Origin of the sequence: Streptomyces albiaxialis, assembly GCF_039530985.1 — a bacterium.
Taxonomy (GTDB): Bacteria; Actinomycetota; Actinomycetes; order Streptomycetales; family Streptomycetaceae; genus Streptomyces; species Streptomyces albiaxialis.
On record NZ_BAAAPE010000001.1, the window covers coordinates 41,639 to 60,503 of the forward strand.

Below are 18,865 nucleotides of genomic sequence, written 5' to 3' on the forward strand. Positions count from 1 at the left end.
CTCGCCAGGGCCATCGCGCTGCCCTGTTCAGCGAACACATGGATCACCGAAAGGTCCAGGCATGCGTGCCGTACGTACCAACGCCCTGTCCCTCGTCCGCAATCTCGGCATCCTCGCCCACGTCGACGCGGGCAAGACCACCGTCACCGAGCGGATCCTGCACCTGACCGGCGCCACCCACCGGCGCGGCGAGGTCCACGACGGCACGACCGTCACCGACTTCGACGCGCAGGAGCGCGAGCGCGGAATCACGATCTTCGCGGCGGCGGTGAGCTGCGCGTGGGACGGCCACTGGATCAACGTCATCGACACCCCCGGGCACGTCGACTTCGCCGACGAGGTCGAGCGTTCGCTGCGCGTCCTCGACGGGGCCGTCGCCGTGTTCGACGCCGTCGCCGGGGTGGAGCCGCAGAGCGAGTCGGTCTGGCGGCAGGCCGACCGGCACGGGGTGCCCCGGATCGCCTTCGTCAACAAGCTCGACCGGGCGGGGGCCGACCTCGACGCCGCCGTGGACTCGATCCGCGAACGGCTGGGCACCGTACCGCTGGTCGTCCAGATGCCGGTCGGGCGCGAGGACGGCTTCACCGGCGTCGTGGACCTGGTGCGGATGCGGGCGCTGCTGTGGCCCGCCGGAGACGGCGAGCTGACGGAGGGGCCCGTTCCTCAGGAGCTGCGCGACGAGGCGCTGCGGCGCCGCCGGGTGCTGGAGGAGACGGTGGCCGGGCTGCATCCGGCGGCGCTGGAGGAGTTCTGCGACGGGCCGGAGATCTCGGCGGCCACGCTGACGGCCGCGCTGCGCGACGTGACGCGCACCGGTGAGGGCGTCGTGGTGCTGTGCGGCTCCGCGTACCGCAACCGGGGCGTCGAACCGCTGCTCGACGCGGCGGTGGCGTATCTGCCCTCGCCGCTGGATGTGCCCGCCGTGCGCGGCGACGTGCCCGGCGGCGGTACGGCGGAGCGCGCGGCCGACCCCGAAGCGCCGTTCACCGCGCTGGTGTTCAAGGTGCACGCGGCGCCGACGGGCAGGCTGACGTTCCTGCGCGTGTACGCGGGCACGGTCGGCAAGGGCACGGCGGTGCTCGACGCGGGCAGCGGGCGTACGGAACGGATCGCGCGGATCCTGCGCGTCCAGGCCGACCGGCACCGGGAGGTCGAACGGGCCGTCGCCGGGGACATCGTCGCGGTCGTCGGGGTGAAGGCGGCGCGCGCCGGGGCCACGCTCTGCGCGCCCGGCGCGCCGCTCGTCCTCGAACCGGCCACGTCCGCGGCGCCGGTCGTCTCCGTCGCCGTGGAGGCCGTCCGGAGCACCGACACCGGCCGACTGGCCACAGCGCTGGCCCGGCTGGCCGAGGAGGACCCCTCGCTGACCGTCCGGACGGACGGCGAGACGGGCCAGACGGTGCTCTCCGGGATGGGCGAACTCCATCTGGAGGTCGCGGCGGAGCAGTTGCGGCGCGACCACGGGCTGGAGGTCTCGGTCGGCCGCCCGCGCGTGGCCTACCGCGAGACGGTCGTACGCGGCGTGACCGGGCATGTGCACCGGCACGTCAAACAGGACGGCGGCGCGGGGCAGTTCGCGCACGTCGTGCTCGATGTCGGGCCGCTGGGGGACGGCGCCGGGAAGGACGGCGGCGGCGAGGCCGGCGGCGGGGAGGAGGGCTTCGCGTTCACGTCCGCCGTCGTCGGCGGGCGCGTACCGGCCGAGTACGCGCGGGCCGTCGCCGCCGGGTGCCGGGACGCGCTGGCGGAGGGCCCGCTGGGCGGCCACCCCGTCACCGGCGTGCGCGTCACGCTGACCGACGGGGCGACCCACTCCAAGGACTCCTCGGAGATGGCCTTCCGCACGGCGGGCAGGAACGCGCTCCGCGAGGCGCTGCGGGCCTGCGCGATGACGGTGCTGGAGCCGGTGGCCGAGGTGACGGTCACGGTGCCGGAGGACGCCGTGGGCGCCGTCCTCGGCGACCTCGCGGCCCGGCGCGGCCGGGTCTCGGGCTCGTCCGTCCGGGGCGGCACGAGCGTGGTCACCGCGACCGTGCCGCTGGCCGAGCTGTTCGGCTACGCGTCCCGGCTGCGCGGCCGTACGCGCGGCCGGGGCACGTTCACCAGCCGCCCGGCCGGTTACGCGCCGGTCCCGGCGGGGGTCCCGGTCCGGTGACGCGCGGCCCCGCGCCCCGGGTCACCGCCCGCGCACGGCCACCCGGCCGTCGTGGGCGGTGGCGTGGACGCGGCGCGGGGCCTTCGCGTCGCGCGGCACGGTGACCTTCGCGGAGCCGTCGGCGGTCTTCGTCGTCACCCGGTACGCGCTCTTCTTCGGGACGGTCACCGTCGTACGGCCGTCCCGGACGTCCGTACGGACGGAGGAGGGGGCCTCGGCGAAGGAGAGGAGCTGGTAGCCGTCGCGGCCCGTGGCGGTGACCGAGGCCGAACGGAGGCGCTCGGCCCGTACGTTGCCGTCCCCCGTCCGCAGCGTGAGCGGGGCCGTCACATCACTGACGTTGACGTTCCCGTCGTGGGTGCGGATGGACAGCGGCGTGCGGAAGCCGCTCGCGACGACGTGGCCGTCCCCGCCCCGCACGGTGACGGCCACGTCTTCGGGGACCTCCACCTTGTGGCGGGTGCTGCAGTCGACGATGAAGCCGGTGCACTTGGTCGTGAGCCGGAGCGTGTTGCCGCCCTCCATCGACCACGAGGCCTTCGCCTCGCCCTTCACCTTCGACGCCTTGAACCAGCGCGTGACGTCGACGGACCGCCCCGTGCCGTCCGCCTTGACGGGCACGAGTTCGAGCTTGGAGTCGTCCGAGACGACGGTCAGGTTCTTGCCCTGGAGCGCGAACTCCCTGTGCTCCGCCTTCCCGTCGCTGACCTCCTCGGCGGAACACGCGGACAGGGCGACGACGCCGAACAGGGAAACGGCCAGTGCACTCGCTGCGACGGTCTTCTTCATGCCGCCCACGCTAGAAAGAGCCCCAGGTCACCCGATATCCGGCAACCTGGCGGACCGGAGGTGGGGTTAACCCGAGGGCGGGCCGTTCCCCTCACGCCAGCAGGACGCCGATCACCAAGCCCACGACGGTGGCCAGCACGAAACTCCCACCGACCACCGCGCCCGGTCCGAACGTCCGCCCGCCCACGGTGAAGCGGCGCGCCGACATCGGCGGCCCGGGGTCGCCGCCGTGCTTGAGGTACCGCTGATAGCGCCACTCCGGCACGACGAAGCCGAAGATCACGCTGTAGCTCAACAGGAGCCCCGAGAACCAGCGGCCCATCACGACCTGGGAGAGGGCCAGGAAGGCGATGACCGCGGACATCACCGGCATGCAGCCGCGCCAGTAGCGCGTCTCCCGCACATCGTCACGGGCCACCCCGGCCTGGCCGTCCCGCGACCCGCGGCCCAGCATGCGGTCCGGCACCAGCGCGCCCAGCGCGGCCCCGAGCCCGGCCCCCGCCCCGGCACCCACGAGGGTGGGCAGCAGGCCGGACTCCGCCAGGGCGCCGCCGCCCAGCCCCAGGATGCCGCCCGCGAGGAGCGCGGCCTTGACCCGCCGCAGCCAACCCGTCGCCCCGCGTCCGGCGTTCACGCCCCGCTCCCGTCGCGGGACGGACGGGGCAGGAGGAGGAACACGGCGGCGGCCACGACCATGAAGGCGCCGAGAATCCAGCGGCCGGTCTGTACGTTCCCCACCGCCAGGACCACGTACAGCACGACGAGCAGGGGCCGGAAGACGCGCCAGCGAAAGGTCTTCCGTACGTCCTCGCGCCGGGACCAGGCCCCGCCCAGCGCGAGGCGCGGGGCGAGGAGGCCGAACAGCACTCCCGCGCCCGCGCCCAGCGCGGTGCCCGAGGCGAGGGAGAGCCCAGGGTCGCTCTCGGCCATCGCCGCCCCGCCGAGCCCCATGAAGCCGCCCTGCACAAGGGCCGCCCGCACGCGCCGTGGCCCCGGCACCGTTCCTGAAGCGTTCGACACCTCATCCCTCCCCTACGTCCCGCACGTAACGACCTACGGGGCGCAGGGGAGGTTGTACGGGGAGTACGGCCGGGCTCAGGCGTCCAGTTGGGCGAGCGTCGCGATCGAGGGGCCGCGGTCCTTCTGGAGGCGGCGGGCGACGGACTCGGCGTCGCGGAGGACGCGGACCGCGTTGTGCCAGGTGAGCTTCGCGAGGTCGGACTCGGACCAATGGCGGTCGAGGAGTTCGGCGACCAGGTTGGGGTAGCCGGAGACGTCCGCCAGGTCGTCGGGGCCGAACGGCATGCCGTCGTAGTCGCCGCCGACGCCCAGGTGGTCGATGCCCGCGACCTCGCGCATGTGGTCGAGGTGGTCGGCGACGTCGGACGCGGTCACGCGGGGCGCGGGGTGCTCCTCCGTGTACGCCTCACGTACCCGCACCGCCTCCTCCGTGGAGTCGAACAGCTCGAAGCCGTGCTTCTCCATGTGCGCGGAGGCGCCCTCCCACCACTCGGCCGCCTCGATGCGGACGAACTTGGGGACGAAGGTCGCCATCGCCACGCCGCCGTTGCCCGGCAGGGCCGCCAGCACGTCGTCGGGGATGTTGCGCGGGTGGGCGCACACGGCGCGGGCCGAGGAGTGCGAGAAGAGGACGGGGGCCTCGGTGACGCGGAGCGCGTCCCGCATCGTCGTCGCGGCGACGTGCGAGAGGTCGACGAGCATGCCGAGCCGGTTCATCTCGCGGACGACCTCCTCGCCGAAGCGGGAGAGGCCGTCGGCGCGCGGGTCGTCGGTCGCGGAGTCGGCCCAGGCGAGCGAGTCGTTGTGGGTGAGCGTCATGTACCGCACGCCGAGCCGGTGCAGGGCGCGCAGCGTGGCCAGCGACTCGTCGATCGCGTGTCCGCCCTCGGCGCCCATGAGCGAGGCGATACGGCCCTGGGACCGCGCCTTCTCCATGTCGTCGGCGGTGAAGGCGAGCTGGATGTCGTCGGGGTAGCGGGCCGCCAGCGCGCGTACGGCGTCGATCTGTTCGAGGCAGGCGCTGACCGCCGAGTCCCCGGTGAGGCTGCACGGCACGTAGACGGACCAGAACTGGGCGCCCACGAGGCCCGCGCGCAGCCGGGGCAGGTCGGTGTGGAGGTGGGCCGCCTGGTCGTGCGCGATGTCCCGCCGGTCGAGGTCGTAGCGCACCTGCTCGCGCAGGGCCCAGGGGAGGTCGTTGTGCCCGTCGACGACGGGGTGCTCGGCGAGGAGCGCGCGGGCGCGGTCGAGGGAGCTGACGGGGGCGCTCATCACTTGCCCCCGAATCCGAAGGAGGCGTCGCCGGAGGTCTTCGCGCGCAGCCGCTTGCCCTTCTCGGCCGCCTGCTCGTTCAGCTCGTGCTGGAAGTCGCGCATGCGTCCGCGCAGCGCGTCGTCGTGCGCCGCGAGCATCCGGACGGCCAGCAGGCCCGCGTTGCGGGCGCCGCCGACGGAGACGGTCGCGACGGGGACGCCCGCGGGCATCTGCACGATCGACAGCAGGGAGTCCATGCCGTCCAGGTACTTGAGCGGCACGGGGACGCCGATGACGGGGAGCGTCGTGACGCTCGCGAGCATGCCGGGCAGGTGGGCTGCGCCGCCCGCGCCCGCGATGATCGCCTTGAGGCCGCGCTCCGCGGCCTCCTCGCCGTACGCGATCATCTCGCGGGGCATGCGGTGCGCGGAGACGACATCGACCTCGTAGGCCACCTCGAACTCGTCCAGGGCCTTGGCCGCGGCCTCCATGACGGGCCAGTCCGAGTCGGAGCCCATGACGATACCGACGGTGGGTGGTGCGGTGCTCATGTGTCCCCTTTGTCTCCGTGAGAGGTGTGGTGCGGTCACTCCGTGATCGTGCCGCGCAGGTACCCCGCCGCGTGTGCCGCGCGCTCCCGTACGTCCGCGAGGTCGTCCCCGTGGACGTTGACGTGGCCGACCTTGCGGCCCGGCTTCACGTCCTTGCCGTACATGTGGATCTTGAGCTGGGGGTCGCGGGCCATGCAGTGCAGATACGCCCCGTACATGTCGGGGTAGTCGCCGCCCAGCACGTTCGCCATCACCGTCCAGCGCGCGCGGGGGCGCGGGTCGCCGAGGGGGAGGTCGAGGACGGCCCGGACATGGTTGGCGAACTGGGAGGTGACCGCTCCGTCCTGCGTCCAGTGCCCGGAGTTGTGGGGGCGCATCGCCAGCTCGTTCACGAGGATCCGGCCGTCGCGGGTCTCGAACAGCTCGACCGCGAGGTGGCCGACGACGCCCAGCTCGCGGGCGATGGTGAGCGCCAGCTCCTGCGCGCGGACCGCCTCGTCCTCGGGCAGCTCGGGCGCGGGGGCGATCACGGTGTCGCAGACGCCGTCGACCTGGATGGACTCCACGACGGGGTAGGCGACGGCCTGGCCGTGCGGCGAGCGCACGACGTTCGCCGCCAGCTCGCGCGCGAAGTCGACCTTCTCCTCGGCCAGCACGGGCACGCCCGCGCGGAAGGGCTCGCTCGCGGCCTCGTCGCCCGGGCCGCGCACGACCCAGACGCCCTTGCCGTCGTACCCGCCGCGGACGGTCTTGAGGACGACGGGGAAACCGTCGCCCCCGTCGGCGCCCTCCGCCGCGAAGGCCGCCACGTCCGCCGCGTCCTTCACCAGGCGGTGGCGCGGCGAGGGGATGCCGAGGGCGTCGAGCCGGGCCCGCATCACCCCCTTGTCCTGCGCGTGCACGAGCGCGTCGGGCCCCGGGCGTACGGGAATGCCGTCCGCCTCCAGGACCTGGAGCAGCTCGGTCGGCACGTGCTCGTGATCGAAGGTGATCACGTCGCAGCCCTGCGCGAAGGCGCGCAGGGTGTGGATGTCGCGGTAGTCGCCGACCACCACGTCACCGACCACCTGCGCCGCCGAGTCCTGCGGGGTGTCCGAGAGGAGCTTGAACTTGATGCCGAGGGGGATGCCCGCCTCGTGGGTCATGCGCGCGAGCTGGCCGCCACCGACCATGCCGACTACCGGAAACGTCACGGCACCCAGGGTACGGGGCGCTGCGGAAGCGGTTCTCCCATGCCCCGGCGCGAGGTTTCCCGGCGTGGTTAGCATGGCTCAGGACCGAACACCGACCGAAACGGGGCTCAGCATCACTATGAGTGAAGGGCACTCACTGCGCGCGCGAGCCGAGCGGCTGGTGCGCGAAGTGGCGAAGTTCGGCGCCGTGGGGGCGGTCGGTTTCCTCGTCAATGTGGCGATATACAACCTCTGCACACTCTCCTTCGGACTGGCGCCGGTCAGGTCGGGCGTCATCTCGCAGACCGTTGCCATCGCCACCAACTATCTGGGCAATCGCTACTGGACCTACCGGCACATCGACAAGAGCCGCATCCAGCGCGAGACCACGCTCTTCTTCCTCTTCAGCGGCATCGCCCTGGTCCTGGAGAACGGCATCCTGGCCCTCTCCCACTACGGCTTCGGCTTCGAGTCCCACCTCGCCGACAACATCGCCAAGAACGTGGTCGGCCTCGGCATCGGCACCGTCTTCCGCTTCTGGTCGTACCGGACCTGGGTCTTCAAGGTCGCGGCCCACGAGGAGCACGAGGAGGAGCAGGACAGCTCAGGCTCAGGCGGACTGGACGTCGGCGGCCTCGCGGCTGAGGAACAGCGCGAAGACCGGCGGCAACTGCTGAAGTAGCTCAAGACGCCCGCCGTCCGCCTCGGCCCAGTCCCGGGCCACGGCGAGCCCGAGCCCCGTCGAGTTGTGGCCGCTGACCGTGCGCTCGAAGACGCGCGAGCCCAGCTCGGGATCGACGCCGGGACCCTCGTCCGTGACCTCCACGACCACCTGGTTGCCGGTGACCCTCGTACGGAGCGCGACCGTGCCGTCGCCGTGCATCAGCGCGTTCTCGATCAGCGTCGCGAGGACCTGGGCCACGGCGCCCGGGGTGCCCACCGCGCGCAGGCCCGTCTTGCCGGAGCGGACGAGGGCGCGGCCCGCGCTGCGGTAGGCGGGCTTCCACTCCTCGATCTGCTGCTTGACGACCTCGTCGAGGTCGAAGCTGACGGCGGAGCCCGAGCGCGGGTCCCGGGAGTTGGTCAGCAGCCGCTCGACGACGTCGGTGAGCCGCTCGACCTGGGCGAGCCCGATGGTCGCCTCCTCCTTGACCGTCGCGCGGTCCTGCGGGTCGTCGGTGTCGGCCGTCGCGATGATCTCCTCCAGCCGCATGGAGAGCGCGGTGAGCGGCGTGCGGAGCTGGTGGGAGGCGTCGGCGGCGAGCCGCCGTTCGGCGGTGAGCATCCGCCCGATCCGGTCGGCGCTGGCGTCCAGCACGTCCGCGACCCGGTCCAGCTCGGGCACCCCGTACCGCCGGTGCCGGGGGCGGGGGTCGCCGGAGCCGAGGCGCTCGGCGGTCTCGGCGAGGTCGGTGAGCGGGGCCGCGACGCGGTGCGCCTGGCGTACGGCCAGGATCGCGGCGGCGATGATCGCGAGCACCGCCACCGCGAGGATGATCAGCAGGTTGCGGCCGACCTCGGCGCGGACGGTCGAGCGGGCCTCCTGCACGATGACGCGCTCGCCCGTCGCCCCGGTCTGCCGGGCCTCGACGACATCGCCCTCCAGCCGGTCGCCGACCTCGATGGGCTTGCGGTCCGGCAGCTCGACACGGATGTAGCGGTGCGGCGTGGAGGCGATGCCGATGCTCTCGGGCGTCACCTTCTCCTTGGCGACCACCCGGCTCTCGACGGTGGAGACGAGGCGTGCGGCCTCGGACCGTACGTTCTCCTTGGTGCTGTTCTCGATGGTGCGGGACTCGACGATGACCAGGGAGATGCCGAAGACGGCGACCACGACGAGCACGACCGCGAGGGTGGAGAGGATGAGCCGACGGCGCACGCCCGGGGACCGGTCCTAACTCTTCTCGAAGCGGAAGCCGACCCCGCGCACCGTGGCGATGTAGCGCGGGTTCGCGGCGTCGTCGCCGAGCTTCTTGCGGAGCCAGGAGATGTGCATGTCCAGCGTCTTGGTCGAGGACCACCAGGTGGTGTCCCAGACCTCGCGCATGAGCTGGTCGCGGGTGACGACCCGGCCCGCGTCGCGCACCAGCACCCGCAGCAGGTCGAACTCCTTGGCGGTGAGCTGCAGCTCCTCGTCGCCCATCCAGGCGCGGTGCGACTCGACGTCGATACGGACGCCGTGCGTGGCCGGCGGATGGGCGGGCTCGGCGGCGGTGCCGCGCCGGAGCAGGGCCCGGACCCGGGCGAGCAGCTCGGCGAGTCTGAAGGGCTTGGTCACATAGTCGTCGGCGCCCGCGTCCAGGCCCACGACCGTGTCGACCTCGTCGGCCCGGGCGGTGAGGACGAGCACGGGGAAGGCGTGCCCCTCGTTCCGCAGCCGCCGGCAGACCTCCAGGCCGTCCATGCCGGGCAGCCCGAGGTCGAGCACGACCAGGTCGATTCCCTCCCGCAGTCCCGCGTCCAGCGCGGTGGGGCCGTCCTCGCGCACCTCGACCTCGTACCCCTCCCGGCGCAGGGCACGGGCCAGGGGTTCCGAGATCGATGCGTCATCCTCGGCGAGCAGTACTCGGGTCATGGACCGATGGTAGTCCGCGTGGCCGAGCGTAAGGGGGGTCCCCGGGGGCTCGCGATGATCTTCGGCGATTTGACGGTGAGATGGACACGTCACCATCGAATGCGCCGGAAAGTTTCCCGATCGACCTGTGATCTATGCCGCAAGCCCTTCCGTCGGACGCCGGAGAGTGACATATGGTGAGTGCACTTATGTAGTGAACGTCAAGGACTCTTGGCCCACAGCACCATGGCCCGGGGTCCTTTTTCGTGAAGGCCGTAGGGCCCGGGCCACCACTCTCCGCCCGGCCGATGGCCGCTCCCCCACACCGGGCACGCACTGCTTCCCCGTACACGGGCGTACGGGCAGGCGTGTCCCGACGCGCAAGGCAAGGAACACGCATATGGCGTCCAGCGTGACGAAGGACGCCCCCGGCACCACCGGCGGGCCCACCTTCTTCGGCCACCCCCGCGGCCTGGCCACCCTCTTCATGACCGAGATGTGGGAGCGCTTCAGCTTCTACGGTCTGCGCGCACTCCTCGTCGTCTACCTCGTCGCCGGCGGGCCGGACGCGGGCGAGGGCGGCGCGGGCCACCAGGGCGGCGGCCTGGCCATGAACCTGGCCACGGCGACCGCGATCTACTCGGTCTACAACGCCATGGTCTACCTGCTGACGATGCCGGGCGGCTGGCTGGCCGACCGCGTCTGGGGACCGCGCAAGACGGTCACCGTCGGCTCCGTGATCATCATGGTCGGGCACCTCACGCTCGCGCTGCCGGGCGAGCCGACGCTCTACGTCGGCCTGGCGTTCGTCGCCATCGGCTCCGGCCTGCTGAAGGCCAACATCTCCAAGATGGTCGGCGACCTCTACAACGGCCCGCAGGACCCGCGCCGCGACGGCGGCTTCACCATCTTCTACATCGGCATCAACACCGGCTCGTTCCTCGCGCCGCTGGTGATCGGCAGCATCGGCCAGACCGTCAACTGGCACCTGGGCTTCGGCCTCGCCGCGGTCGGCATGGCCCTCGGCCTGCTCCAGTTCCTGATCGGCTCCCGCCACCTGGACGCCGGCAGCAGCCACGTCCCCGCGCCGCTCAGCGCCGAGGAGCGCGCCTCCTGGCTGCGCAAGGGCCTGCTGTGGCTCCTGGCCGCCGTCGTCTTCTACGGCGTCGTCGTCGCCACCGGCACCTTCACCCTGAACTGGGCGATGGTCCCGCTGACCCTGCTCGGCCTGATCATCCCGATCGCCGTGCTGGTGCGCATCAAGCGCGACAGGGAGCTGACCCCGGCCGACCAGGGCCGGATGACCGGCTACATCTGGTTCTTCGTGGCCGCGGCCGTCTTCTGGATGATCTACGACCAGGGCGCGTCCACCGTGCAGGCGTTCGGCGACGCGAAGACCTCGACGTCGATCTTCGGCTGGCACTTCCCCTCGACCTGGTTCCAGTCGATCAACCCGCTCTTCATCATCCTGATCGCCCCGGTCTTCGCCTCCCTGTGGCTGGCGCTGAACCGGCGGAGCAAGGAGCCGACGACCACGGCGAAGTTCGCCTTCGGTCTGGTCATGACCGGGCTCTCGTTCTTCGTCTTCGTGATCCCGATGGGCATGGCGTCCGACGGCACCAAGGTCAGCCCGCTCTGGCTGGTGCTGATCTTCCTGATGCACACCATCGCCGAGCTGTGCATCTCGCCGGTCGGCCTCTCGGTGACGACGAAGCTGGCCCCCGCGAAGTACGCCAGCCAGCTCATGGGCGTCTGGTTCCTCGCCGTCACCGCGGGCGACAGCGTCACCGGCCTGCTCTCGATCGGCGGCGCCGACCTGAGCACCACGGGCATGGTCGCCCTGGAGGCCTCGCTCGCCGTCCTCGCGGGCTTCGCGGTCTACATGTACCGCAAGCAGATCACCTCCACGATGAGCGAGGTGCGGTGACCGCAGCCGTGCCCGCTTCCGCGTGACACACGCCTCATCGGACGTACCCCCGGCCTGAGCTGGGGGTACGTCCGTTTCGGGACTTTGGTCCCGGAACGGGCGAGTCCTCGGGCCCTGCCCGCTCCTCTCCTCGCTCCCGACCCTGGACAGGCACATTCCGCCCGCTCAGCAGCGAGGAACCCCCTTATGGCGTCCACCCTGACGTCCGCCCCGACCAAGGACGCGCCGGAACACGGCACCGGCAAGACCTTCTTCGGCCACCCCCGCGGCCTGGCCACCCTCTTCATGACGGAGATGTGGGAGCGCTTCAGCTTCTACGGCATGCGCGCGCTTCTCGTGCTCTACCTGACGGCCGCCGCCTCGCAGGGCGGCATGGGCATGGCCGCCGCCACGGCCGTCGCGCTCTACTCCGTCTACAACGCCACCGTCTACCTGATGTCGATGCCGGGCGGCTGGCTCGGCGACCGCGTCTGGGGCCCGCGCCGTACGGTCGCGATCTCGGCGTCCGTCATCATGGTCGGCCACCTCCTGCTGGCCACCGGCGTCTCCGCGCTGTTCTTCGCCGGGCTGGTCCTCATCGGCGTCGGCTCCGGCCTGCTCAAGGCCAACATCTCCACGATGGTCGGCCACCTCTACGACGGGCCCGACGACCCGCGCCGCGACGGCGGTTTCACCGTCTTCTACATGGGCATCAACATCGGCGGCTTCGCGGCGCCGCTGCTCATCGGCTGGGCGGGCCAGCAGATCAGTTGGCACCTGGGCTTCGGGCTCGCCGCCCTCGGCATGGCGCTCGGCCTGCTCCAGTTCCTGATCGGCACCCGGCATCTCGCGCCGCGCTCCGGCGTCGTCCCCAACCCCCTGACCCGCGCCGAACGCGCCCGCGCCCTGCGCGTGAGCCTCGGGGGCGCCGCCGTGCTGGGCGTCTTCTACGCCGCCGTCGTGCTCGCCGACGCCTTCACCATCGACTGGGTGCTGTGGCCGGTCAGCGTCGCGGGCCTGGTGCTGCCGACGTACTACTTCGCGCGGATGCGCCGCGACAAGGACGTCACGCCCGAGGAGAAGCGGAAGCTCGGCGGCTTCATCTGGTTCTTCGTCGCCGCCGCGATCTTCTTCATGATCTTCGACCAGGCGGGCTCCACGCTGAACCTCTTCGCCGAGAAGAGCACCTCCACCGACCTGCTCGGGACCACCTTCCCCACGAGCTGGTTCCAGTCCGTCAACCCGCTCTGGGTGATGCTGCTGGCGCCCGTCCTCGCGACGCTCTGGGTCGCGCTGGGGCGGCGGGGCCGCAACCCGTCGACGACCACCAAGTTCTCCATGGGCCTGATCGGCGTCGGCGTCTCCTTCGGCGTGATGGCCCTGGCCCTGGTCGCGGCCTCCGGCGGCGACAGGGTGAGCCCGCTGTGGCTGATCGTCATCTACCTGATCCAGACCCTCGCCGAGCTGTGCCTCTCCCCCGTCGGCCTCTCGGTGACGACGAAGCTGGCGCCCGCGAAGTACGCCAGCCAGCTCATGGGCGTCTGGTTCCTCGCCGTCACCGCGGGCGACTGCGTCTTCGCGCTGCTGCAGCTCGCCATCGGCGACGCGGCGAGCGGCACCGCGGGGTTTGCTCTGCAGGGCGGTGCCGCCGTACTGGCGGGCCTGGTCTTCCTGGGCGCCCGGCGCCGGGTGAACGCGCTGCTGGGCGCCGTGCGGTAGTTGGTGCTGAGCAGGGGGTGCCCCTTGCCGTCGCGTCGCAGGCCGCGCCCGCGTCGTGGCTTGGCGCGCAGTTCCCCGCGCCCCTGACGGGGCGCTCCGAGGAGCGCCCTCAAGGGGCGCGGGGAACTGCGCGGCCAGCCACCACGCACCCGCAGTCTGCGATGCGCAGGCGGGGCACCCCGGCCCCAGCCCCACCATTCGGCCCACCCCACAGTGCGGAGCCGTAAAGGCACGGCGACGATCAGGACGTGCGCCGAATAGTGACCGTCATGGCCGTCTGCACGGTGCTCCTGCTGTGCACGTCCTTCGACGGCGGAAGAGCCGAGGTCCGCGAGGACGAGGGCGCCGCCGCGTTCACCCCGTTCTCGTACGGCCCGCACCCGCGCCAGCGGCTCCTCGCGCTCTCGCCCGAGCGGGGCACCACCCCGCGCCCGGCGCTCGTCGTCCTGCACGGCGGCTACTGGACCGACGACCGCTCCCCGCACTGGAACACCTGGTCGGCGCGGTTCGCCGAGGCGGGGTACGAGGTCTTCGACATCGACTACCGCCGTAACGTCGACGCCCCCTGGCCGGCCCAGCGCGACGACGTGGTCGCCGCCCTGCGCTGGGTGCGGGGCCACTCCGCGCGGTTCGGCGTGGACCCCCGGCGGCTCTATCTGCTCGGCTCCTCGGCGGGCGGCCACCTCGCGCTCAACGCGGCCACGTACGAGGGCGCGCGGGCCACCGGGGTACGCGGCGTCGTCGGCCTCTCCCCCGTCACCGACCCGCTGCGCGCCTGGCGCGACGGGCGCGAGGGCAACGCCCGCGAGCGCCGCGTACGGACCAACGCCGAACTGCTCGCCGGCTGCGACCCCGAACGCGACGAGTCGGCCCGCTGCGCGCGGGTCTGGCGCGACATGAGCGTCGCCACCCATCTGACGCCCGACGACCCGGCGATGCTGCTGCTGCACTCGCGCTGGGACTTCGTCCCGGACGTCCACTCGCGGACGCTCGCGCGGATCGGCGGCAGCGCGGTCTCCGTCAACACGCTCCAGGGCAGCGCCCACGGCGGCCCGCTGATGGACCTCCCGGGCGTGATGGACATGATCCGCTCCTGGCTGAAGGCCCGCTGAGGCCCGGCCCTAGGGGCCCTCCTGTTTCGGCACCGGCGGGTGCGTGTCCGGGGTGAACCAGGGCAGGCCGTTGTCCCCGGCCGCCGGGGACGGCTCGGGCGCGGGACCGGGCGTACGGCCGGGTCTCGGCCTCACGTGTCTGCCCGCGCCGATCTGCCGGACCGAGGCGAGCGCGGCATGTGCCCGCGCCGGGGCCGGAGAAGGGGACCGGGACGAAGACGGGGGCGGGGACGGCGCCGCGCCCGTGCGCTGCCGGGGGCGTACGCGGTCGACGGCCACCATGCCCAGCCGGAAGACGGCCGCGGGCACGACGACGAACACCAGTACCCAGAAGAGCGTCACGCCCCAGGGGCGGCCGACGTCCCACGGCTGCTCGGTCAGCACCTTCGCGCCGTGCTTGGCCGCGACGGTGTACTCGCCGTGGGCGCCGGAAGACAGCTCCACCGGCAGCTCGATCCGCTCCTTCCTGCCCGGATCGACCGTGCCGCGCCACTGCTGCCGCTCCCACTTCGGCGCGAACACCCCGTGCGAGGTGCCGACCTCGAAGACCGGGTCCTTGGCCCGCTCCGAGCCGAGGTTCCCCACGGTCAGCACGAGCTTGCGCTGCTCGGGGGCGCCGAACCAGTTGAGGATCCCGCTGTCGCCGTCGAGCCGCGCGGCCAGCACGGTGAGGCGCCCGCCCGTCTCGTCGCGCGGCAGCGGCTTCACCGGATGCCCGGCGACCTTGATCGCCGCGTCCGCCGAGGCGTGCGCGCCGGTGACGGTCGTCGCCCGCACGACACAGGGGCAGGGCTTCGGCGGCTCCGTCACCGGGATCCGCTTGCGGAACGTGCCGTCCTTGCCGGTCGTCACGGCGCGCCCCTCGTCGTTGGAGCAGGTGTTCGTGCCGCCGATCGCGTTCTGCCCGCAGACGAGGAGGGTCAGCAGCGTCTTCGGCCGCCAGCCCTTCCCCCGTACGGTGACGGACGCGCCCGCGCCCGCCTCCTGCCGGGAGAGCGAGACCTCGGGCTTGCCGGGTCTCTCCCGCTCCGCGTGCGCGGGGCCCGTGGCCGCCAGGGGGCCGAGGGCGAGGAGGAGGACGAGTACGAGGCGCGCCGTCGTCCGAGTCCGCGTGCTCACTTCACCGCTCCCGTCAACTCGCGGGGTTCACCGTGCCGTTCGCCTGCGCCGCCTTCTCCGGAGCCGGAGCCGGAACCGGATCCGGCCGATCCGTCCGGGACTCCGTCGCCGCCCCGCCGGTTCCGCCGTGTCCTGTGTACGTACCAGACGGCGCCCGCGACGCCCAGCGCCGGCAGCGCCCCGATTCCGGCGACGCCGCCCCACGGGACGGCCGTGTACGTGGCCGACGCCGTGTCCTCGGCGCCGCCCGCCGCCGTGACCCGCAGCCGGACCGTCGCCCGGTCGGCGCCCGGCGGGTCCGTCCAGCGCTCGTGGCGCGTGACGCGCTCGCCCGGCGGGACCTCGACGGGCAGCGTGCGGGCCGCGCGCAGCGGCAGCGCGCCGAACAGCCCCTCGGCGCGCACCGCGAGGCGCGGGCGCAGCGTGGTGTTGCCCCGGTTCACGAGGGTGTACGCGATCTCCGCGCCGCCGTCGCCCGCGTCCCGTACGGACACGTCCTCGACGCTCAGCGCGGCCAGCGTCGGCCCGCTCACGCGCAGGTGCAGCCGCACCGCGCGCTTGCCCCGCTCCCCGGACTCCCGCACCACGAGGGCGGACGGATGGTCGCCGGGCACGGCCACGGACGGGACGGTGACGCTGAACGGCACCTCCGCGCGCGTACGCGGCGGCACCGTGATCCGCTCGCGCGCGGGCACGATCCACGCCGCCTCGCCCTCGCCGCGCACGGTGAACGTACGGGGCCCGTCGCCCTCGTTCGTGAGCGCGAGGGTGTCCTTGAGGACGGTGCCCGGGGAACCCTCCAGGTAGAAGAACGAGCGGGCGCCCTCGGCCCCGGAGCCGCCCGACGGCGGTGCGGGCGCCGCCGACCACGCGCCGCCCCCGGCGTCCTCCCGGTCGGCGGAGGCGGCCGTCGCGCCGCCTCCGCCGAGGAGGACGAGCAGCAGGGACGAGAGGGCGACGACCAGGGAACGGCCGTTCACGGCCTACTGCCGGACGGCGGCCCTGCGCCGCGTCACCCACAGCGCTCCGGCCACCCCGGCGAGGAGAACGGTTCCGCCGAGCGTGCCGAGCGCGACGGCCGAGTCGGCGGGGCCGGTCTTGGGCAGTTCGCCGCCGCCCCCTCCGCCGCCGGTCGCGGCGGCGGCCGCGTCGCCGCTGCCGGTGCCGGTGTCCCCGGCGCCGGAGCCGGTGTCGCCGGAACCGGTGTCGCCGCCTCCGCCCCCTCCGCCGCCGGAAGCCTTCACATCGAGCGTGAGGGAGGGCTTGGGATTGTTCTTCGGGGTGCAGGTGGTGGTCGTCCCCATCGCCTTGATGGTGAGGACGCTCGCGGTGAACGTGACCTTGCCGCTCTTCTTCGGGGTGTACGTGCCCGACAAGTCAGGGATCTTGATGGGGGTGTTGGGCGGGATGGCCTTGTCGTTCGGCCCGCCGGTCACCTCGACGTTCCCGCTCTCCGCGCCGCCGAGCTTGATCTGGGCGCTGGGCTTCATCGCGCCCTTGCCCAGCTCGACGGGGCTGGACGAGACGCCCTTCTCGAACGACATCGTGAGCTTGTAGCCGCTCCCGCTCTTGGTGCCCTTGATGTCGATCGGGGAGACGGCTCCCTTGTTGCCGATGGGCGTCTTGCACTGGTAGTCGACGTCGACCGTGGCGGCGCCGGCCGCGGGTGCCGACAGCAGCACCGCGGATCCGGCGGCGACCGCCGTGGCCAACGCCATCGCGGCGCTTCGACTGTGGTGCGTCTTGCTGTGGGACACCGGGTTTCCCCCTTCATCCTTGCTCGCAAGTTACTGACGACCTATCAGATTGGTCGCAGACAGTACGCCGCGCTGCGTGACGATGGAAGACAACCAGCACCCCAACCGGAACCGAGCCCTTGAGAAGGGCTTGCCCCTTCAGGGGCGCGGGGAACTGCGCGACAAGCCACGGCGCAGCCGCAGCCTGCGAAGCACAGCACGGGGCACCCCGAACCCAGCCCTCATATTCGGGGCACCCGGCGCAGAGGGCTGCGCTTGCCAACCCTGCTCCCCCAAGCTCTTCGAGCAGGGGGTACCCCCAGTGGCAGACTTCCCAAGCACAGCGGGAGGGAGAAGCAGGGGCCTGCCCCGCAGGGGCGGGCGGGTCTCCCAAGCACGGTGGGCCGCAGGGAGAAGTGGGCTTCGGCTCTCAGTTGGGGGCGGCTAGTTCGGCCCAGACTGTTTTGCCGGTGCCCTCAGGATTCCGCACGACGCCCCAGTCCAAGCAGAGCCGCTGGACGATGAACATGCCGTGCCCACCGGGCCGCCCGGCCCGATGCGGCGTGCGCGGCGACGGCGCGCCGCTGCCGAGGTCGACGATCTCCAGGCGGAGGACCTTGGAGCCGGTGCCGATGCGCAGCTCCTCCGGCCCGTTCGCGTGCAGGCACGCGTTCGTCACCAGCTCGGACACGACCAGGAGGACGTCCTCCGCGGCGGCGCGCTGGTCGGCGGAGGCGGCGGGGAGCCAGCCCCAGTCCTGGAGCGCCTGCCGGGTGAAATCGCGGGCACGCGGCACCGCACCGCTGGCGCCGACGAGGCGCAGCCTGCGGACCTGGCGCATCGTGTGCCCCTGCTGCCGCGACGCACCCGCGGCAGCGACACCCTCGGCAGTGGTACCCACAGCGCCGCCTCCCCCTTCGGATCCGGAATCGGATTCGGGAGCGGAGGACGGGGAGGCCGCTCCGGCCTCGTCCACCTCCGCACCACCGGAACCACCCGCACCACCCGAGCCCGCCGCGACCCCGGCCTGCGGCGCGGCGGCAGTCGCCGCGGTGCCCTCGGGCTCCGGGCCGCAGTCGCCCGCCGGGTGCGGCCGGGTGGTGCTCATCAGTGGTTCACCTCACCGATCACCGATTTACCGATTCGTCCACGTCCAGCCTGGACCAGGCCCACTCCGGACGCACTCTTAACGATTGCCTGACAGATTCAGAGGTCTCCTGCCCTGCCGAACCGTGAGAACACCCACTGATTCGGCCGGACTCGTGTGATGCGCGTAACGCCCCGGTTACGCCCCCGAGGGGTGCCGCAGCGCGGCGTCGAGATCCTCGTGCACCGTGAAGACCGCTCCGGCGCCGGTGATCTCGAAGACTCGCGCCACCACGGGCAGCATCCCCGCGAGGTGCACCCCGCCCCCGGCGGCCTCGGCCTTGAGACGGGCGCCGAGCAGCACGTTCAGCCCCGTCGAGTCGCAGAACTCCAGCCGCGAGCAGTCCACGACCAGGCGGCTGTAGCCGTCCTCGACGTTCTGCTCCAGCGGCTCGCGCAACAGATCCGCGGTGTGGTGATCGAGCTCACCCTCGGGAGTCACCACGGCACTGATTCCCACGTGCCGCACGTCGACCGTCAGCCGGCCCCGGCTCGTACTGCCGGGCATCCCGCGGTCCATGCACACCCCTTCTGGTCGCGTGAGAGGTCCTCACTGCTTCCCCCGTCGAGCGCTCCGAACCCTACGCCCTTGACGCGTCTACCGGTAGCCGAACAACCAACAGAACGGGAGG

Annotated in this window: 18 protein-coding genes; 5 read left to right on the top strand and 13 right to left on the bottom strand. The window is 72.6% G+C overall.

The window, feature by feature from the left end:
- Nucleotides 1-61 precede the first annotated feature (61 nt).
- On the top strand, nucleotides 62-2,155 hold the full coding sequence (fusA, locus tag ABD343_RS00170; protein ID WP_344522622.1) for an elongation factor G: 2,094 nt from the start codon (nucleotides 62-64) through the stop codon (nucleotides 2,153-2,155).
- A 21-nt stretch (nucleotides 2,156-2,176) separates the two neighbouring features.
- On the opposite strand, the gene ABD343_RS00175 is transcribed toward fusA, so the two are convergent.
- The 6 genes from ABD343_RS00175 to ABD343_RS00200 all read right to left on the bottom strand — a co-directional run bounded on the left by ABD343_RS00175 (nucleotide 2,177) and on the right by ABD343_RS00200 (nucleotide 6,962).
- Nucleotides 2,177-2,944 carry a DUF4097 family beta strand repeat-containing protein gene (locus tag ABD343_RS00175; protein WP_344522624.1) on the bottom strand — a complete coding sequence of 256 codons (768 nt, stop codon included), beginning with the start codon at nucleotides 2,942-2,944 and terminating at the stop codon, nucleotides 2,177-2,179.
- A gap of 91 nt (nucleotides 2,945-3,035) precedes the next feature.
- Nucleotides 3,036-3,578: a hypothetical protein gene (locus tag ABD343_RS00180; protein ID WP_344522626.1), complete on the bottom strand. Its 543-nt coding sequence runs from the start codon at nucleotides 3,576-3,578 to the stop codon at nucleotides 3,036-3,038.
- On the bottom strand, nucleotides 3,575-3,964 hold the full coding sequence (locus ABD343_RS00185) for a hypothetical protein (RefSeq protein ID WP_344522628.1): 390 nt from the start codon (nucleotides 3,962-3,964) through the stop codon (nucleotides 3,575-3,577). Before ABD343_RS00185 ends, ABD343_RS00180 begins: the two co-directional genes overlap by 4 nt.
- Before the next feature lie 75 nt (nucleotides 3,965-4,039).
- Nucleotides 4,040-5,236 carry a dipeptidase gene (locus ABD343_RS00190; protein WP_344522630.1) on the bottom strand — a complete coding sequence of 399 codons (1,197 nt, stop codon included), beginning with the start codon at nucleotides 5,234-5,236 and terminating at the stop codon, nucleotides 4,040-4,042.
- The gene (gene purE / locus ABD343_RS00195; RefSeq protein WP_344522632.1) at nucleotides 5,236-5,769 is read right to left on the bottom strand and encodes a 5-(carboxyamino)imidazole ribonucleotide mutase; all 534 of its coding nucleotides are present in this window, start codon (nucleotides 5,767-5,769) and stop codon (nucleotides 5,236-5,238) included. Before purE ends, ABD343_RS00190 begins: the two co-directional genes overlap by 1 nt.
- A gap of 35 nt (nucleotides 5,770-5,804) precedes the next feature.
- On the bottom strand, nucleotides 5,805-6,962 hold the full coding sequence (locus ABD343_RS00200) for a 5-(carboxyamino)imidazole ribonucleotide synthase (protein WP_344522634.1): 1,158 nt from the start codon (nucleotides 6,960-6,962) through the stop codon (nucleotides 5,805-5,807).
- A gap of 118 nt (nucleotides 6,963-7,080) precedes the next feature.
- Between ABD343_RS00200 and ABD343_RS00205 the strand changes: the two genes are divergently transcribed.
- Nucleotides 7,081-7,623: a GtrA family protein gene (locus tag ABD343_RS00205; RefSeq protein ID WP_344522636.1), complete on the top strand. Its 543-nt coding sequence runs from the start codon at nucleotides 7,081-7,083 to the stop codon at nucleotides 7,621-7,623.
- On the opposite strand, the gene ABD343_RS00210 is transcribed toward ABD343_RS00205, so the two are convergent.
- Nucleotides 7,552-8,820, bottom strand: coding sequence for an ATP-binding protein (locus ABD343_RS00210; protein WP_344522638.1), 1,269 nt, complete (start codon nucleotides 8,818-8,820; stop codon nucleotides 7,552-7,554). The genes ABD343_RS00205 and ABD343_RS00210 overlap by 72 nt on opposite strands.
- A gap of 15 nt (nucleotides 8,821-8,835) precedes the next feature.
- Nucleotides 8,836-9,516: a response regulator transcription factor gene (locus ABD343_RS00215; protein WP_344522640.1), complete on the bottom strand. Its 681-nt coding sequence runs from the start codon at nucleotides 9,514-9,516 to the stop codon at nucleotides 8,836-8,838.
- Between the two features lie 379 nt (nucleotides 9,517-9,895).
- On the opposite strand from ABD343_RS00215, the gene ABD343_RS00220 reads away from it, so the two are divergent.
- The 3 genes from ABD343_RS00220 to ABD343_RS00230 all read left to right on the top strand — a co-directional run bounded on the left by ABD343_RS00220 (nucleotide 9,896) and on the right by ABD343_RS00230 (nucleotide 14,232).
- Entirely contained in the window at nucleotides 9,896-11,422 is a 1,527-nt protein-coding gene (locus ABD343_RS00220; RefSeq protein ID WP_344522642.1) for a peptide MFS transporter, read from the top strand.
- A gap of 186 nt (nucleotides 11,423-11,608) precedes the next feature.
- Nucleotides 11,609-13,120: a peptide MFS transporter gene (locus ABD343_RS00225; protein ID WP_344522644.1), complete on the top strand. Its 1,512-nt coding sequence runs from the start codon at nucleotides 11,609-11,611 to the stop codon at nucleotides 13,118-13,120.
- A 248-nt stretch (nucleotides 13,121-13,368) separates the two neighbouring features.
- Nucleotides 13,369-14,232: an alpha/beta hydrolase gene (locus ABD343_RS00230; RefSeq protein WP_344522646.1), complete on the top strand. Its 864-nt coding sequence runs from the start codon at nucleotides 13,369-13,371 to the stop codon at nucleotides 14,230-14,232.
- A gap of 9 nt (nucleotides 14,233-14,241) precedes the next feature.
- Here ABD343_RS00230 and ABD343_RS00235 read toward each other — a convergent pair whose 3' ends face one another.
- From ABD343_RS00235 to ABD343_RS00255, 5 genes are all read right to left on the bottom strand, one after another.
- The gene (locus ABD343_RS00235; RefSeq protein WP_425578071.1) at nucleotides 14,242-15,351 is read right to left on the bottom strand and encodes a hypothetical protein; all 1,110 of its coding nucleotides are present in this window, start codon (nucleotides 15,349-15,351) and stop codon (nucleotides 14,242-14,244) included.
- Nucleotides 15,348-16,331 carry a COG1470 family protein gene (locus ABD343_RS00240; RefSeq protein ID WP_344522648.1) on the bottom strand — a complete coding sequence of 328 codons (984 nt, stop codon included), beginning with the start codon at nucleotides 16,329-16,331 and terminating at the stop codon, nucleotides 15,348-15,350. Before ABD343_RS00240 ends, ABD343_RS00235 begins: the two co-directional genes overlap by 4 nt.
- A gap of 3 nt (nucleotides 16,332-16,334) precedes the next feature.
- Nucleotides 16,335-17,069, bottom strand: coding sequence for an LPXTG cell wall anchor domain-containing protein (locus ABD343_RS00245; RefSeq protein ID WP_344524294.1), 735 nt, complete (start codon nucleotides 17,067-17,069; stop codon nucleotides 16,335-16,337).
- A 448-nt stretch (nucleotides 17,070-17,517) separates the two neighbouring features.
- The gene (locus ABD343_RS40935) at nucleotides 17,518-18,195 is read right to left on the bottom strand and encodes an ATP-binding protein (RefSeq protein WP_425578072.1); all 678 of its coding nucleotides are present in this window, start codon (nucleotides 18,193-18,195) and stop codon (nucleotides 17,518-17,520) included.
- Nucleotides 18,196-18,372: 177 nt separating this feature from the next.
- Entirely contained in the window at nucleotides 18,373-18,753 is a 381-nt protein-coding gene (locus tag ABD343_RS00255) for an STAS domain-containing protein (RefSeq protein WP_344522650.1), read from the bottom strand.
- Nucleotides 18,754-18,865 lie beyond the last annotated feature (112 nt).

What these genes read in the sequence shown, in the direction of transcription:
- fusA (WP_344522622.1), top strand. Translation starts at nt 62, where the DNA reads ATGCGTGCCGTACGTACCAACGCCCTGTCCCTCGTCCGCAATCTCGGC.
- ABD343_RS00175 (WP_344522624.1), bottom strand. Translation starts at nt 2,944, where the DNA reads ATGAAGAAGACCGTCGCAGCGAGTGCACTGGCCGTTTCCCTGTTCGGC.
- ABD343_RS00190 (WP_344522630.1), bottom strand. Translation starts at nt 5,236, where the DNA reads ATGAGCGCCCCCGTCAGCTCCCTCGACCGCGCCCGCGCGCTCCTCGCC.
- purE (WP_344522632.1), bottom strand. Translation starts at nt 5,769, where the DNA reads ATGAGCACCGCACCACCCACCGTCGGTATCGTCATGGGCTCCGACTCG.
- ABD343_RS00205 (WP_344522636.1), top strand. Translation starts at nt 7,081, where the DNA reads ATGAGTGAAGGGCACTCACTGCGCGCGCGAGCCGAGCGGCTGGTGCGC.
- ABD343_RS00215 (WP_344522640.1), bottom strand. Translation starts at nt 9,516, where the DNA reads ATGACCCGAGTACTGCTCGCCGAGGATGACGCATCGATCTCGGAACCC.
- ABD343_RS00220 (WP_344522642.1), top strand. Translation starts at nt 9,896, where the DNA reads ATGGCGTCCAGCGTGACGAAGGACGCCCCCGGCACCACCGGCGGGCCC.
- ABD343_RS00225 (WP_344522644.1), top strand. Translation starts at nt 11,609, where the DNA reads ATGGCGTCCACCCTGACGTCCGCCCCGACCAAGGACGCGCCGGAACAC.
- ABD343_RS00245 (WP_344524294.1), bottom strand. Translation starts at nt 17,069, where the DNA reads ATGGCGTTGGCCACGGCGGTCGCCGCCGGATCCGCGGTGCTGCTGTCG.
- ABD343_RS40935 (WP_425578072.1), bottom strand. Translation starts at nt 18,195, where the DNA reads ATGAGCACCACCCGGCCGCACCCGGCGGGCGACTGCGGCCCGGAGCCC.
- ABD343_RS00255 (WP_344522650.1), bottom strand. Translation starts at nt 18,753, where the DNA reads ATGGACCGCGGGATGCCCGGCAGTACGAGCCGGGGCCGGCTGACGGTC.